The organism is Isoptericola sp. Y541, from assembly GCF_059445465.1.
In genome coordinates this window covers 121,331-134,802 of sequence record NZ_JCAIUJ010000002.1, presented here as the reverse complement: position 1 = coordinate 134,802, position 13,472 = coordinate 121,331, and the positions used below count along the sequence as shown (strand labels likewise).

The window sequence follows — 13,472 nt, the reverse complement described above, 5'->3', positions numbered from 1 at the left end:
TGGGACTACCTCGGCGTCACTCGTGCTGCCAGCTGTGCCAGAGCCTGGCGTAGTCGCCGCCGGCGGCGACGAGCTCGTCGTGCGGGCCGATCTCGGTGATCCGCCCGCCGTCGACGACGGCCACGCGGTCGGCGTCGTGGGCGGTGTGCAGGCGGTGCGCGATGGCGACCACGGTGCGGCCGGTGAGCACCGCGTTGAGCGACCGCTCCAGGTGCCGGGCGGCTCGCGGGTCGAGCAGCGACGTGGCCTCGTCGAGGACGAGCGTGTGCGGGTCGAGCAGCACGAGCCGCGCGAGCGCGATCTGCTGCGCCTGGGCCGGGGTGAGCGTGTACCCGCCCGATCCGACCGCGGTCTCCAGACCGTCGTCCAGCGCCGCCGCCCAGCCGCGGGCGTCGACGGCGCCCAGCGCCTCCCACAGCGCGTCGTCCGACGCCGACGTGTCGGCGAGGCGCAGGTTCTCGGCGAGCGAGCCCACGAAGACGTGATGCTCCTGGGTGACCAGCGCGACGTGGTGGCGCAGGTCCTCCAGGGGCAGCTCGACGAGCGGCACGTCGCCCACGGTGACCGACCCGCCGGTGGGCGGGTGGATGCCTGCGAGCATGCGACCCAGGGTCGACTTGCCGGCCCCCGACGGCCCGACCACCGCGAGCCGCTCGCCCGGGCCGAGGTCGAGGTCGATGCCGTGCAGGACGTCGTGACCCTCGCGGTAGGCGTACCGCACCGCGCGGGCCCGCACGTCCTCCGACGTGGGCACCGCCGTGCCCGCGACGCGGTCCGGGCCGACGAGCCCGACGCCGACGACGCGCGCCAGCGCCACCGCGGCGACCTGCAGCTCGTCGAGCCAGAACACCAGGTCGAACACCGAGCCGCCCATCTGGTGGCCGTACATGGCGATGGTCGCCACGGTGCCGATGGTCACCATGTCCTGCGAGACGAGCCAGCCGCCCCACAGGATGACGACGATCGGCGCGATCGCGACCGCCGCGTCGAGCGCCGGGATGAGGCGCAGCCGCAGCCCCAGCGTGTACGACTCGGCGTCGAAGGCCTCGCGCAGGTCCCGGTCGATCCGCCGGCGGAGGCGCGCGCCGAGGTGCAGGGCGTCGGTGGTGCGGGCGCCCTCGACGGCCTCGGTGATGGAGCCGTTGATCGTGGCGTACGCGGCCGACTCGCGCAGGTACCCGGGCGTGGCCCGCTTGAGGTACCAGCGTGTCGCCACGGCGATCAGGGGGGCGCCGGTCAGCAGCCCCAGCGCGACGAGCGGCGAGGCGAGGAACGACGCCACGAGCGTCAGCGCGATCGTCACGACGCACACGAGCACGCGCGGGACGCCGAAGCGCACGGCGTGCTGCAGCTTGTTGACGTCGTTCGTGGTGCGCGCGACGAGGTCGCCCGTGCCGGCCTTCTCCACCGCGGACAGCGGCAGGCGGGTCACGGCGTCCATGAACTCCTCGCGCAGGTCCGCGAAGACCCGCTCGCCGAACACCATGGACAGCCGCTGGGCGTACCGGGTGATCACGGCCTGCGCCACGACGGCGATCAGGAGCGCGAGGGCGAGCCCGTCCACCGCGGCGATCGTGGTGCCGTCCGCGATCTGGTCGATGATCCGACCGAGCACGAACGGGCCGACCAGGCCGGCGAGCGCCGCGAGCGTGTGCAGCACGCCGACGCCGCCGAGCTGGCCGCGGTGCCGGCGGAACAGCCGGCCCACGGTGCGGTTGACCTCCGCCCGGTCGGCGATCGGGAGCAGGTTCGGGTTGGCGGTGCCGCTCATCGCGCCGCTCCTTCCAGGTCGGAATCTTCTGCCATGCTGCGGCCGACGACGGCCCGGTAGGAGGCGCCGTGCGCGTCCCGGCGGGCGAGCAGCTCGGCGTGCGTGCCGCCCGCAGCCACCCGGCCGTCGTCGTCGAGGAGCAGCACGTCGTCGAGGTGGTCGAGGACGAGCGGGCTCGCGGTGACCACCAGTGTCGTGCGGCCGCGGCGGGCCTCGGCAACGCGCTCGGCGATCCGCGCCTCGGTGTGCGCGTCGACGGCGCTGGTCGGCTCGACAAGCACGAGGACCTCCGGCTCGGTGAGCAGCGCCCGCGCCAGGGTGACGCGCTGGCGCTGACCGCCCGAGAGCGAGCGGCCCTTCTCCGGCAGCTCGCCGGCGATTCCGTCCGGCACGCTGTCGAGCACGTCGTGCGCGTCCGCAGTCATCATGGCCGCCATCAGGTCCGCCTCGGTGGCGCGGCCGCGGGCGTCGATCTCCTCGCCGAGCACGCCGGAGAACAGGTGCGGCGTGGCCTCGGAGACCACGACGCGGTGCCGGAGGGCGTCCTTGTCGAGGTCGGCGAGCAGCACGCCGCCGAGCCGGACGGGCGTGGCCGCCTCGGCCTCGTCGTCGAGCCGGCCCAGCCGCGTCGCGACGGCCGCCGAGGCGTCCGGGTCGGCGCTGACCAGCCCGGTCACGCGGCCCGGGCGCAGCACGAGCCCGCTCGCCTCGTCGACGAGGTCGGACCCGGCCGGGGGCGCGTCGGCGGGGTCGGTGGACGACGGCGTCGCCTCCGTGACCCGCAGCACGTCGAGGATCTTGCGCGACGAGATGACCGCGCGGATCACCATCTGCAGCATCTGCGTGGCCATCTGCACGGGCCAGGCGAGGAACGCCGCATACCCGTAGAAGGTGACGAGCTGGCCGCCCGTGATCTCCCCGCGCACGGCCGCCCGGGCGCCGAGCCACAGCACCAGGGCCGCGAGCAGGCCAGGCAACAGCACCTGCAGCCCGTCGAGGACCGACTGCAGCACGGCCACGCGTACGCCCTGGCGGCGCACCTCCTGGGACTGCCGCGCGTACCGGGCGGCGAACTCGTCCTCGCCGCCGATGCCGCGCAGGATCCGCAGGCCGGACACGGTGTCCGAGCCGAGCGACGTGAGCCGGCCCGTCGCCTCGCGCTGCGTCGTCTGGCGCGACTGCAGCGGCTTGACCAGCAGGCCGAGCACCAGCGCGACGACCGGGATGCCGAGCGCCAGGACGAGCCCGAGCTGCACGTGCTGGGACAGCATGATCGCCACCACGACGACGTACGCGAGCACGCCGCCGGTGAACCGGCCGGCCATGGAGAACATGTCGCCCACGCGCAGCGCGTCGTTCGCCACGGCGGCCACGACCTCGCCCGTGGGCAGCTTGCGCGTGATCGCGTGCCCGCTGCGCGACGCCTGATAGCCGATGAGCTGGGAGAACGACAGGGAGGCGCGCACCCAGTTCTCCACGTCCCAGATGTGGTTGAAGATGCCCGAGACCACGATGATCGCGGCCGCCGCGAGCATCGCCCCGCACCACAGGAACAGCTCGGGGCCGAAGCCCCGGCTCAGGCCCTCGTCGATGGCACGGCCGATCAGCAGCGGCGCCGCGGCCGACGCGAGCATCGCCACCACGCCCGCCACCAGGGACTTCGCGAGCACGTCGCGCTGGCGCCACCCCTGCCAGGCCAGGAGCCGGGCGGGGGACGCGAGGGGAGGCCGGCCGACGTCGGCCAGAGGGAGGGGGCGCACGATCGTCCAGCCTACGAACGCCCTCCGACACGGGCCACGGATTAACCGGACGGGTTCCGCACCTACGATGCAGAGGTGAGCACGCCGCAGCAGACCCCAGCAGCCAGCCAGGCCCAGGCCGAGACCGCCATCCGCAAGGCGCGCGGAGCACTGTCGCGCTACCGGTTCATGGCGATCCTCACCGGTGTGATGCTGCTGATCCTGTGCGGGGAGATGTTCTTCAAGTACGTGGTCCCGGTCGACGTCGTGGTCGACTACATGGGCTGGGTGCCGTTCGCTCACGGCTGGATCTACGTCGTCTACCTCGTCACGGTGCTCGACCTGTGGTCCAAGATGCGCTGGGGCTTCGGCCGCCTGGCGACGATGGTCTTCGCGGGCGTCGTGCCCGTCATGTCCTTCATCCTGGAGAAGCGTGTGCACGCCGACGCCGACGCCAAGCTCCAGGCCCTGGAACAGCGGTACGCGGCATGACCGACACGAGCGCACCCGCCGTCCCGGACCTGGCGCCGCTCGTCGCGCCCGGCCCGGAGCTCGACCCCGCCCGCCTCGCGCGGTACGCCCGGCACCTGCCCCTGCCGGGGATCGGCCCGGAGGGGCAGCGGCGGCTCACGGCGGCGCGTGTGCTCGTGGTGGGGGCGGGCGGCCTCGGCAGCCCGGCCCTGCAGTACCTCGCCGCCGCCGGGGTGGGGACGCTGGGCGTCGTCGACGACGACGTCGTGGACGTCAGCAACCTGCAGCGCCAGGTGGTGCACGGCACCGCGGACCTCGGCCGGCCCAAGGTGGAGTCCGCCCGGGACCGGCTGGCCGACCTCGCGCCTGACGTGCGCGTCGTGCCGCACCCGGTACGCCTCAGCCCCGAGAACGCGCTCGAGATCCTGCGCGGCTACGACCTCGTCCTGGACGGAGCCGACAACTTCCCCACGCGGTACCTCGTCTCCGACGCGGCCGAGATCCTCGGCGTGCCCGTCGTCTGGGGCGCCATCCACCAGTTCGACGGCCAGGTGAGCGTCTTCTGGGGCGCGCCGCGGTCCGCCGAGCCCCCGGCCGATGGCGGCCGCGAGCGCGGCGCCACCTACCGCGACGTCTTCCCCGTGCCCCCGCCACCCGGCACCGTGCCGGACTGCGCCACCGGCGGCGTGCTCGGCGCCCTGTGCGGCACCGTCGGGTCGGTGATGGCCACGGAGGCGGTCAAGCTGATCACCGGCGCCGGCACCACGCTGCTGGGCCGCATCGCCGTCTACGACGCCCTCGACCTCACGTGGCGCCAGCTCGCCGTCCGCCCGGACCCCACGCGCGCGCCCGTCGCCGCGCTGCTGGCCGACGACGCCGCGTACGCCGCGTTCTGCGGCCTGCCCACGCCGTCGGGCACCGCGTCGGAGCCGGCCGCCGAGCTCGGCCCCGCCAGCGTGACCGCGCGCGAGGCCGCTGACCTGCTCGCCGGCGCCGGGCCGGTCGCGCTCGTCGACGTGCGCGAGGAGTGGGAGGCCCAGATGCTGCCGGTCGCCGGGTCCCGCCTGGTGCCGAGCGGTGAGTTCCTGGGCCCCGACGACGTCGCCGCGGCGGCGATCGCGGAGCTGCCCACCGACCGCCCGGTGCTGTTGGTCTGCGCGGCCGGGGCGCGCTCCGCCCGCGTGGCCGACGTCGTGCGCGGGGCCGGCGTCGACGCCCGCTCCGTCGAGGGCGGCGCCTCCGCCCTCCTCCTCGCCGTCTGACTGCTTCACCGTCAGATTCACCGTCAGATTCACCGTCAGATTCACCGTCAGATTCACCGTCAGATTCACCGTCAGATTCACCGTCAGAGCGCGAGGTCCAGACGCCCGTCGGGGGAGGAGCTCGCCAGCGCGCCCTCGCGGCGGGGGATGCGGCCCGCCCCGGCGGCGAGGCGACCTGACTCCACGGCGAGGCGCATCGCGTGGGCCATGCGCACCGTGTCGGCGGCGCGGGTGACGGCCGTGGCCAGCAGCACGCCGTCGCAGCCCACTCCATCGCCTGCGCTGCGTCGGACGCCGTGCCCGCCCCGGCGTCGAGGATGACGGGCACCCGCGCCGCCGCGGCGATGGCCTCGATGTTGCGCGGGTTCAGCACGCCCAGCCCGGTGCCGATGGGGGCGCCCAGCGGCATGACGGCGGCGCGCCCGACGTCCTCCAGGCGGCGGGCGAGGATGGGGTCGTCGTTGGTGTACGGCAGCACGACGAAGCCCTCGCGCACGAGCTGCTCGGCCGCCTCGACGAGCCCGATCGGGTCGGGCAGCAGCGTGACGTCGTCGGCGATCACCTCGAGCTTGACCCAGTCGGTGCCGCACGCCTCGCGCGCGAGCCGCGCGGTGAGCACGGCCTCCTTGACCGAGAAGCAGCCGGCGGTGTTGGGCAGCGCGCGGATGCCGAGCCGGTCGTCGTGCGGGCGATCACGCAGGCCCCCGACCCCGAGCGCGCGGCGCGCGAGCTGCGTGAACGGCTGGCCTGACCTGACCTGGCATCAGGAGGGCCGGGATGGGGTGTTCTCCCCATCGGGTGCGGTACCGCCCCGGGGTGTCGTGTGTCACAGTGGGCTCGGCCCCCTTCGCGACGCCCGGGGCACCCCCCAGCTCCGGAGATGCCCATGTCTGCACGTCCTCGTACGTCCACCCTGCTGCTGGCCGGCGTGCTGCTCGTCCTGTCCGGGTGCACGGGCGGCGGCGACGGCGACGCGGACAAGGCCTCCGCGGACAAGGTCACCGGCGGCGAGTCCGCGGCGGCAGCCGAGAACGCCGCCGCCGGCCCGGGCACGGCCACCGTGGCCGACCAGGTGATGGCGGAGCAGAAGATCGCTACCCCGCACAGCTCGGACTCCGCCCCGGGCGGCGAAGTGACCACGACGCTGCGCGCGGTCGAGGTCGCCGACGGCACGATGACGGTCCGCTGGGCGCTGCGCTGGGACGACGAGGCGTCGCCGGCCGACGCGGGCGTGAGCTGGTACGACATGTCCCTCGAACCCTCGACCACCGTGACGGACCGCGAGGCCCTCAAGGCCTATCGGCCGTTCTGCACCGAGGGCGCGTGGCAGGCGGACACGGAGAGCGCGTCGGACGCCGCGAACGAGCAGCGGAGCTGCCGGGAGTCGATGCTCGTGTCCCCGCTCGACCAGCACTTCTTCAAGTTCCCCAACCACGGCACGATCGAGGTGTCCGCCGTGCTGCCCGCTCCGGAGGGCAAGCCCGCGACGGTCGACGTCCTGGCCGCCGAGGGGCTGCCGCTGTTCACCGGCGCGACGGTGACGTACGCGGACGGCGGCGCCGAGTGAACGCTCGACGGGCCCTCGTCCCGCTCGCCGCGGCACTGGCCCTCGCGGCGGCCGGCACCACCCCCGCGCTCGCGGCGACGGACCCGACACCGACGTCGTCTCAGTCCGGTGCCACGGCCGCCGACCCGGAGCTGATGCAGGAGTCCGAGGACGGGCTCGCCGAGGACGCGACGCGGATCGAGGCGGCGGACGTGTCCGCGGAGAGGGCGTCCGACGCGACGTTCGACCTGCGGGCCGACGACTCGACGTTCCCGCTCCGCCCGGAGGACTCGACCACCGTGCTCGAGAAGCAGCGCGAGGAGAAGGACGACACGGTCGTCACACTGACCTCCGACCTGCTGTTCGACTTCGGCAAGGCCACGCTCACCCCCGCCGCGAAGGACGCGGTGGCGGCCCTGGCAGGCGACGTCCCGCAGGACGCGACGGTCCGCGTGGACGGGCACACGGACTCGATCGGCGGGGACGCGCGCAACCAGAAGCTCTCGGAGCAGCGCGCGAAGGCCGTCGCGGACGTGCTGGGTACCGAGCGCCCGGACCTGACGCTGAAGGTCAAGGGTCACGGCGAGTCGGACCCGGTGGCCGAGAACGAGGTGTCCGGCGAGGACAACCCGGCCGGCCGCGCCCTCAACCGCCGGGTCGAGGTGACCTACCCCACCGGCTGAGGCGCCCGGGGGCGGGGTCCGCCGGCGGATAGGATGGGCCGGTGACGACCCCCGCCACCGCCCAGCCCACCCCGCCCACGCCTCGGCCCGTCCTCGTCGTCGACTTCGGCGCCCAGTACGCGCAGCTCATCGCGCGCCGCGTACGCGAGGCCAAGGTCTACTCCGAGATCGTGCCGCACACCGCGACGGTGGAGCAGATGCTCGCCAAGGACCCGGCCGCGATCATCCTGTCCGGTGGCCCGTCGTCCGTGTACGCCACGGGTGCCCCGTTCGTGGACCCGAAGCTCTTCGACGCCGGCGTGCCGGTGCTCGGCATCTGCTACGGGTTCCAGGCGATGGCGCAGGCCCTGGGCGGCACGGTGGCGCAGACCGGGACCCGCGAGTACGGCGGCACCGAGGTCGAGGTGTGCGAGGCCGGCGTGCTGCTGTCGGGCACGCCCGACCACCAGACCACATGGATGAGCCACGGCGACTCCGTGCACACGGCCCCCGAGGGCTTCGAGGTGCTGGCGACGTCGTCCGGCTCCCCGGTCGCGGCGTTCGAGGACCAGGGGCGGCGCCTGTACGGCGTGCAGTGGCACCCCGAGGTGAGGCATTCCGCGCACGGTCAGACGGTGCTGGAGCACTTCCTCTACGAGGGCGCCGGCCTCGAGCCCGACTGGACGCCGGGCAACGTCATCGCCGACCAGGTCGCCGCGATCCGCGCGCAGGTCGGCGACGCGCGCGTCATCTGCGCGCTGTCCGGCGGTGTGGACTCCGCGGTCGCCGCGGCGCTGGTCCAGGAGGCCGTGGGCGACCAGCTCACCTGCGTGCACGTGGACCACGGTCTGATGCGCGCGGGCGAGGTGGAGCAGATCGAGAACGACTTCGTCGCCTCCACCGGCGTGCGCCTCATCGTCCGCGACGAGAAGGAGCGCTTCCTGACGGCGCTGGCCGGAGTCAGCGACCCGGAGACCAAGCGCAAGATCATCGGCCGCGAGTTCATCCGCGTCTTCGAGGACGCCCAGCGCGCCATCATCGAGGAAGCGGGGGAGGCCGGCGAGGACGTCCGCTTCCTCGTGCAGGGCACCCTGTACCCCGACGTGGTGGAGTCCGGCGGCGGCGAGGGCGCGGCGAACATCAAGAGCCACCACAACGTGGGCGGGCTGCCCGAGGACCTGACGTTCGAGCTTGTCGAGCCGCTGCGCACCCTGTTCAAGGACGAGGTCCGCGCGGTCGGCCGCGAGCTCGGCGTGCCGGAGGAGATCGTCTCCCGCCAGCCGTTCCCGGGCCCCGGCCTGGGCATCCGCATCGTCGGCGAGGTCACGGCCGAGCGGCTGGAGACGCTGCGCAAGGCGGACGCCATCGCCCGCGCGGAGCTGACGAAGGCCGGCCTGGACGGCGAGATCTGGCAGTGCCCCGTGGTGTTGCTGGCCGACGTGCGCTCCGTCGGGGTGCAGGGCGACGGCCGCACCTACGGCCACCCGATCGTGCTGCGGCCGGTGTCGTCCGAGGACGCCATGACGGCCGACTGGACGCGCCTGCCCTACGACGTGCTGTCCGTGATCTCCACCCGCATCACCAACGAGGTGAGCGAGGTCAACCGCGTGGTGCTCGACGTGACGAGCAAGCCCCCGGGCACCATCGAGTGGGAGTGACGTCCCGAAGTCGCTCTGCGGGTCAGGAGATCCGGTAGGAGTTGGCGCGGGCGTGCTGGCCCCGGTCTTGTTGTCGCCGTTGTCGAGGCGCACGTCGCAGTGGTTGGTTGTAGGTCTCCACCGGGCTGATGGCGCTCGCGTGGCCCAGGTTGGCGCCGCCCTCGTTGTCCGAGGTGCCGGCGGTGCCGGCGGTGCCGCCGACGCGGTACTTCGGGTTGAAGACACGATCCCCTCGTCGCCGGTCATGGTGTGACGAGGCATCCATCCGGGCCCTTGATACGCCGAGGTATCGATCCGGCCGTCACCAGGGGCGACGCTCAGCCGACGAGCGCGGCTGCCCTGCCGTAGGCGGCGTCGACGTCGGCGAGCACCCGCGGCCAGGAGGTCGCGGGCTCGGCCGAGCGGTTGTGCGCGATGATCGCGTCGAGCAGCGCGGGGTCGTCGGCGAGGCGCACGAGAGCGGCCGCCATCGCGGCGTCGTCGTCCACCAGCAGCGCGTCGCGGCCGTCGACGAGCCGCTCCGCCACACCGGACTGCGACCGGCTGACGAGGGCGAGCCCCGCGGCCTGCGCCTCGAGGGCGGCGATGCCGAACGCGTCCTGCACGGCGGGGGCCACGAACACGTCGGCGCGCATGTACAGGCGCTTCAGCTCGGTGGGGCTCAGCCGCCCGACCAGGCGGACGACGTCGGCCAGCCCGTGCTCGCGGACCCATCGCCGGGCCTCGTCGAGCTGCGGCCCGTCGCCACCGATCGTCGCGACGATCCGCCCCGGCGCCCGCTCGACCGCGGCCGCGATCGCGTCCAGCATCGGCAGCACGCGCTTGCGCGGCGCGAACCTGGTGGCGGACACGACGTGCACCTCGCGCCCCTCGGCGCGCTCGCCACGCTCCACCCGGGGAAGCCGCCACGCCCCGACGTCGATGCCGTTGCCGAGCACCGACACCCGGTCCGCCGCTGCCTGCGGTCCGAGGCGGCGACCCACGACGCGACGCAGCGGGGCCGCCGTCAGCTCGCTGACCGCCGACCACTGCACGGGCCAGGCCGACCAGCCCGCCACCCGGTCCAGCCCGGCGAACGCCCGCTCCCAGCCGCCCCACACGCTGTGCACGGTGAGCAGGGCGGGGAGGCCCAGGCGCGTCACCGGCCGCAGGGTGGCCTCGACGGTGGGGGCGAGCACACCCATGTGCAGGTGCACGACGTCGGGGCGGCGTCCCTCGGCCTCCAACGCGCGCAGCCGGGCGACGACGTGCCGCGAGGAGCGGGGGTGGATCGGGTAGCCGCCCGGCACACGGGCGGCGATGCGGTGCACGACGACGCCGGCGCCGTCGCCGTGGGTGGAGAGGTCGGTGTCGGTGGTGGTCGTGATGCCGTGGGCGCCGGGAGCGGCCGGGGTGGTCGTGACGACCTCGACCTGGTGCCCGGCGGCGGCCTGCCGGCGGGCCAGCCGGGCGACCTGCGTCTCGATGCCCCCGAGCAGGGGCAGGTAGGAGTCGGAGACGTGGGTGATGCGCACCCGGCCATCCTGCCATCGCCGGCGCGACGACCTGCGGGTTCACCGCGCCGACCCCGAGACCCGGCGCTACCGTTCGAGAAGCGGCACCCGAGCGCACGCAGCGCCGCCGACTCCAGAGAGGTGCGACATGTCGAGCACGGTCACGGTCCATCCGGCCAAGGGCGTCCGCGGGATCGGCCTGGTCACCATCATCGCCGGGATCATCATGATCCTGGCCGGGCTCGGTGTGTGGGTCGTGGTGTCCCAGACCCTCTCCGACGAGCAGATCACCGTGTCCGACGACTCCACGCTGCTGGGCGGGAGGTTCGCCGGTCAGCACGTCTCCGGCCCGTTCACCGCCTACGCGCAGGCCGACGTCATCGACATGCACGCCACTGCGATGGCGGACGGGCAGACCTACGCCGAGCTCGACCAGGACGACCCGACCCGCGACACCGTGATGAACGCGTCCTTCTTGCGGGCCTCGCTGTTCACCTCGGTCGTCGCGTTCGGCGTGTCCGCGCTGGTGATCGGGCTGGGGATCCTCGCCATCCTCATCGGGGGCGCCCTGCGCAAGCTGGCCGGCGGGCCGCAGGTCGTGGTCGACACGCCCGCGTACTCGTCGTCCGGCGACCTGTCGCACGCCGCGCACCGCGCGGAGCCGGTGCGTCCGGCGTCTCCGACCACCCCGGCCCCGCCGCCCGAGCGGCCGAGCACGCGGACCGCGCCGCCGCCGAGCGCGCCACCGTCGACGCCCCCGCAGGGCGGGGGCGGAGCCGACGGTGGGACGACGCAGCTCCCGCCGACGCCGCCCCGCGAGGCGCCGCCGGCGGGGGGAACCCCGCCGTCAGCCGACCGATGACCGCCGACGGCGTCGCACCGCGCTGACCATCGAGCCGATGACGAGCAGCGCGCCCGCCGCGGCGAGCAGCAGGATGGCGCCGAGCTCGACGTCGATGTGCGCGCCCGCACCGTTGGCCACCAGGCCGATGCCGAACGCGGCCACGAGGAAGCCCCACACGATCGTGCTCGCGCGCGGCCCGGCGCTGACCGGTTCCTGCTCGGGCACGCTCGGCGTCGGGACCGGTGCCGGCGCGGCGGCGTCCGGCGAGGGGAGCGGCGCCAGGACCGGCTCCGGCAGCGGCTCGGCGGGCAGGTCGGGCCGGTCGAAGACGGACAGCGGGTCGTCCGGACCGGCGGCGGGGAACGCGCGGGTCTCGTCCGCCGGGGGCAGCGCCTGGGTCTCGTCCGCCGGGGGCAGCGCCTGGGTCTCGTCCGCCGGGGGCAGCGCCTGGGTCTCGTCCGCCGGGGGCAGCGCCTGGGTCTCGTCCGGCCGGTCGTCGGGCACCTGGGGGGTGGGCTTGTCGTCGCTCATCGGGACTCCTCGATGGTCAGGTCGCCGGCGCGCACGTCGACGTCGAGCAGCAGGCGTGCGCCGTCGGAGTCGCTCACCTCGTCGGTGGTGAACCGCGCCGGGCCGTTGGTGTACGTGTTGACGGACCGGTTCTCGCCGTCGGCACGCCAGGTGGCGTTGCCGGCGATCACCTCGACCGCGGCCTCCACGGCCTGGTCGGCGGGGATGACCACCAGGGTGCTGCCCGCGGTCATGGAGATCGGCACGACGACGGGGTCGCCGGGAGTCACGGAGGTGAGGTCCAGCTCGGTGAGGTCCACCACGGCGGAGCCGAAGCGCACCCGCACGCCGTCCTCCGCCTCGGTGATCGACCGGGGCGTGAGGGTGCCGTCGCTGACGACGGCGGCGGCGCCCATGCCCGGCGAGTTGTCGTCCCAGAAGTCCCACGAGTCCCTGCCACCGGCGAACGGCCAGGTGAAGATGCCCGCGATCAGGGCGAGGGTCGCGACGAAGGTGAGGGTTCCGCCGCGGCGCCCGCGGAGGCCGGTGACGACGAGCCCGACGCCCAGGATGACGATCGACGCGCCCAGCCACGTGGGACCGAGGGGGAAGGGGAGCTCGCCCACGCGGTCGGCGACGAGGAGCAGCGCACCGGCGAGCAGCACGAGCCCGAGCACGATGCCGATGGCGCCCGCGCCCGGGCCGCGGCGTACCGGGCGGGCGGGACGCGGGGGACGCGGCGGCTGCACGGGCGCTGCCGGGGGAGTGGGCGGCGACACAGGGGCGGAAGCCGCCGTGTAGGGAGCGGTGTAAGGAGCGGTGGAGGGCGCGGCGGCCTCGTACGAGGACGACGCGGAGGGGTCGGTGGCGGGCGTGGCCGGCGCCGCCAGGTACGGCGGCGGGGGCGCCGGGGCGAAGGGCTCGGCCGGTCCCGTGCCGCTGGTCGCGGTGGGGGCGCCGGGAGCGGGCGCGGCGGGATAGGGCGGGGTCGGCGGCACGCCGGGCGCACCGGACCGCGGCTTGCGGTCGCGGATCAGCTTGACCACCAGCCAGACGATCGCGACCCAGACGCCCACCCAGACGACGCCGCCGACCCAGTTGAAGAAGCCGCCGGCGCCCCACGACCAGAAGCCGTCGTCCCAGGCGAAGCCCACGACCATGGCGACGACCGCCCCGACGAGGGCGACGTCGAAGTCGCCGCGGAACGCCTGCTGCAGGTGGATCCGCCCGTCCTTGCGCTCCGGCAGCAGCGCCCACGCGATCGCGTAGATGACGATGCCGGCGCCGGTGAGGAAGAAGCTGAGGACCAGCAGCCCCCGCACCAGCAGGGGGTCGAGGCCGAACCGGTCGGCCACGCCGCCCGCCACGCCGCCGAGCCAGCGGTCGTCGGACCGGCTGATGCCCAGGCGGCGGATGGAGTCGAAGAAGCCGTCGCCGTTGCGGCGGGGAGGTGCTTCACCGGCGCCGGGCTGCGGCCCTGGCGTCTGGGGGAGGTCGTCGGTGCTCATGGCTCCAT

Annotated in this window: 11 protein-coding genes and 1 pseudogene; 6 read left to right on the top strand and 6 right to left on the bottom strand. The window is 74.5% G+C overall.

Annotation, left to right across the window (positions count from 1 at the left end):
* Positions 1-16: 16 nt before the first annotated feature.
* Together AC1C2V_RS05340 and AC1C2V_RS05335 are read right to left on the bottom strand one after the other, a co-directional pair.
* Entirely contained in the window at positions 17-1,771 is a 1,755-nt protein-coding gene (locus tag AC1C2V_RS05340) for an ABC transporter ATP-binding protein (protein WP_495388557.1), read from the bottom strand.
* On the bottom strand, positions 1,768-3,531 hold the full coding sequence (locus tag AC1C2V_RS05335; RefSeq protein ID WP_495388556.1) for an ABC transporter ATP-binding protein: 1,764 nt from the start codon (positions 3,529-3,531) through the stop codon (positions 1,768-1,770). The genes AC1C2V_RS05340 and AC1C2V_RS05335 overlap by 4 nt, the downstream gene beginning before the upstream one ends.
* A 75-nt stretch (positions 3,532-3,606) precedes the next feature.
* On the opposite strand from AC1C2V_RS05335, the gene AC1C2V_RS05330 reads away from it, so the two are divergent.
* Both AC1C2V_RS05330 and AC1C2V_RS05325 read left to right on the top strand, forming a co-directional pair.
* Positions 3,607-4,002, top strand: a complete 396-nt coding sequence (locus AC1C2V_RS05330) for a DUF3817 domain-containing protein (protein WP_495388555.1) — start codon at positions 3,607-3,609, stop codon at positions 4,000-4,002.
* Positions 3,999-5,243 (top strand): ThiF family adenylyltransferase, encoded by a 1,245-nt coding sequence (locus AC1C2V_RS05325; protein ID WP_495388554.1) that lies wholly within the window; start codon positions 3,999-4,001, stop codon positions 5,241-5,243. Before AC1C2V_RS05330 ends, AC1C2V_RS05325 begins: the two co-directional genes overlap by 4 nt.
* Positions 5,244-5,326: 83 nt before the next feature.
* Here the strand turns inward: AC1C2V_RS05325 and AC1C2V_RS05320 are convergent.
* Positions 5,327-5,916, bottom strand: a pseudogene (locus AC1C2V_RS05320) (thiazole synthase); the annotation flags it as partial.
* A gap of 213 nt (positions 5,917-6,129) precedes the next feature.
* Between AC1C2V_RS05320 and AC1C2V_RS05315 the strand changes: the two are divergent.
* Genes AC1C2V_RS05315 through guaA form a run of 3 tightly spaced genes read left to right on the top strand, consistent with a single transcriptional unit; the run spans position 6,130 to position 9,109 of the window.
* Complete coding sequence (locus tag AC1C2V_RS05315) at positions 6,130-6,810, top strand: hypothetical protein (protein ID WP_495388553.1); 681 nt, start codon at positions 6,130-6,132, stop codon at positions 6,808-6,810.
* Complete coding sequence (locus tag AC1C2V_RS05310; protein WP_495388552.1) at positions 6,807-7,472, top strand: OmpA family protein; 666 nt, start codon at positions 6,807-6,809, stop codon at positions 7,470-7,472. The genes AC1C2V_RS05315 and AC1C2V_RS05310 overlap by 4 nt, the downstream gene beginning before the upstream one ends.
* Before the next feature lie 41 nt (positions 7,473-7,513).
* The gene (guaA, locus tag AC1C2V_RS05305; protein WP_495388551.1) at positions 7,514-9,109 is read left to right on the top strand and encodes a glutamine-hydrolyzing GMP synthase; all 1,596 of its coding nucleotides are present in this window, start codon (positions 7,514-7,516) and stop codon (positions 9,107-9,109) included.
* A 317-nt stretch (positions 9,110-9,426) separates the two neighbouring features.
* On the opposite strand, the gene AC1C2V_RS05300 is transcribed toward guaA, so the two are convergent.
* On the bottom strand, positions 9,427-10,623 hold the full coding sequence (locus AC1C2V_RS05300) for a glycosyltransferase family 4 protein (protein WP_495388550.1): 1,197 nt from the start codon (positions 10,621-10,623) through the stop codon (positions 9,427-9,429).
* A gap of 127 nt (positions 10,624-10,750) precedes the next feature.
* Between AC1C2V_RS05300 and AC1C2V_RS05295 the strand changes: the two genes are divergently transcribed.
* Positions 10,751-11,464, top strand: coding sequence for a hypothetical protein (locus AC1C2V_RS05295; protein ID WP_495388549.1), 714 nt, complete (start codon positions 10,751-10,753; stop codon positions 11,462-11,464).
* Here the strand turns inward: AC1C2V_RS05295 and AC1C2V_RS05290 are convergent.
* Complete coding sequence (locus AC1C2V_RS05290) at positions 11,450-11,977, bottom strand: hypothetical protein (RefSeq protein ID WP_495388548.1); 528 nt, start codon at positions 11,975-11,977, stop codon at positions 11,450-11,452. The genes AC1C2V_RS05295 and AC1C2V_RS05290 overlap by 15 nt on opposite strands.
* Complete coding sequence (locus tag AC1C2V_RS05285) at positions 11,974-13,464, bottom strand: PspC domain-containing protein (protein WP_495388547.1); 1,491 nt, start codon at positions 13,462-13,464, stop codon at positions 11,974-11,976. Before AC1C2V_RS05285 ends, AC1C2V_RS05290 begins: the two co-directional genes overlap by 4 nt.
* Between the last annotated feature and the right edge of the window lie 8 nt (positions 13,465-13,472).

What these genes read in the sequence shown, in the direction of transcription:
- AC1C2V_RS05315 (WP_495388553.1), top strand. Translation starts at nt 6,130, where the DNA reads ATGTCTGCACGTCCTCGTACGTCCACCCTGCTGCTGGCCGGCGTGCTG.
- AC1C2V_RS05290 (WP_495388548.1), bottom strand. Translation starts at nt 11,977, where the DNA reads ATGAGCGACGACAAGCCCACCCCCCAGGTGCCCGACGACCGGCCGGAC.
- AC1C2V_RS05285 (WP_495388547.1), bottom strand. Translation starts at nt 13,464, where the DNA reads ATGAGCACCGACGACCTCCCCCAGACGCCAGGGCCGCAGCCCGGCGCC.
- AC1C2V_RS05295 (WP_495388549.1), top strand. Translation starts at nt 10,751, where the DNA reads ATGTCGAGCACGGTCACGGTCCATCCGGCCAAGGGCGTCCGCGGGATC.
- AC1C2V_RS05340 (WP_495388557.1), bottom strand. Translation starts at nt 1,771, where the DNA reads ATGAGCGGCACCGCCAACCCGAACCTGCTCCCGATCGCCGACCGGGCG.
- AC1C2V_RS05325 (WP_495388554.1), top strand. Translation starts at nt 3,999, where the DNA reads ATGACCGACACGAGCGCACCCGCCGTCCCGGACCTGGCGCCGCTCGTC.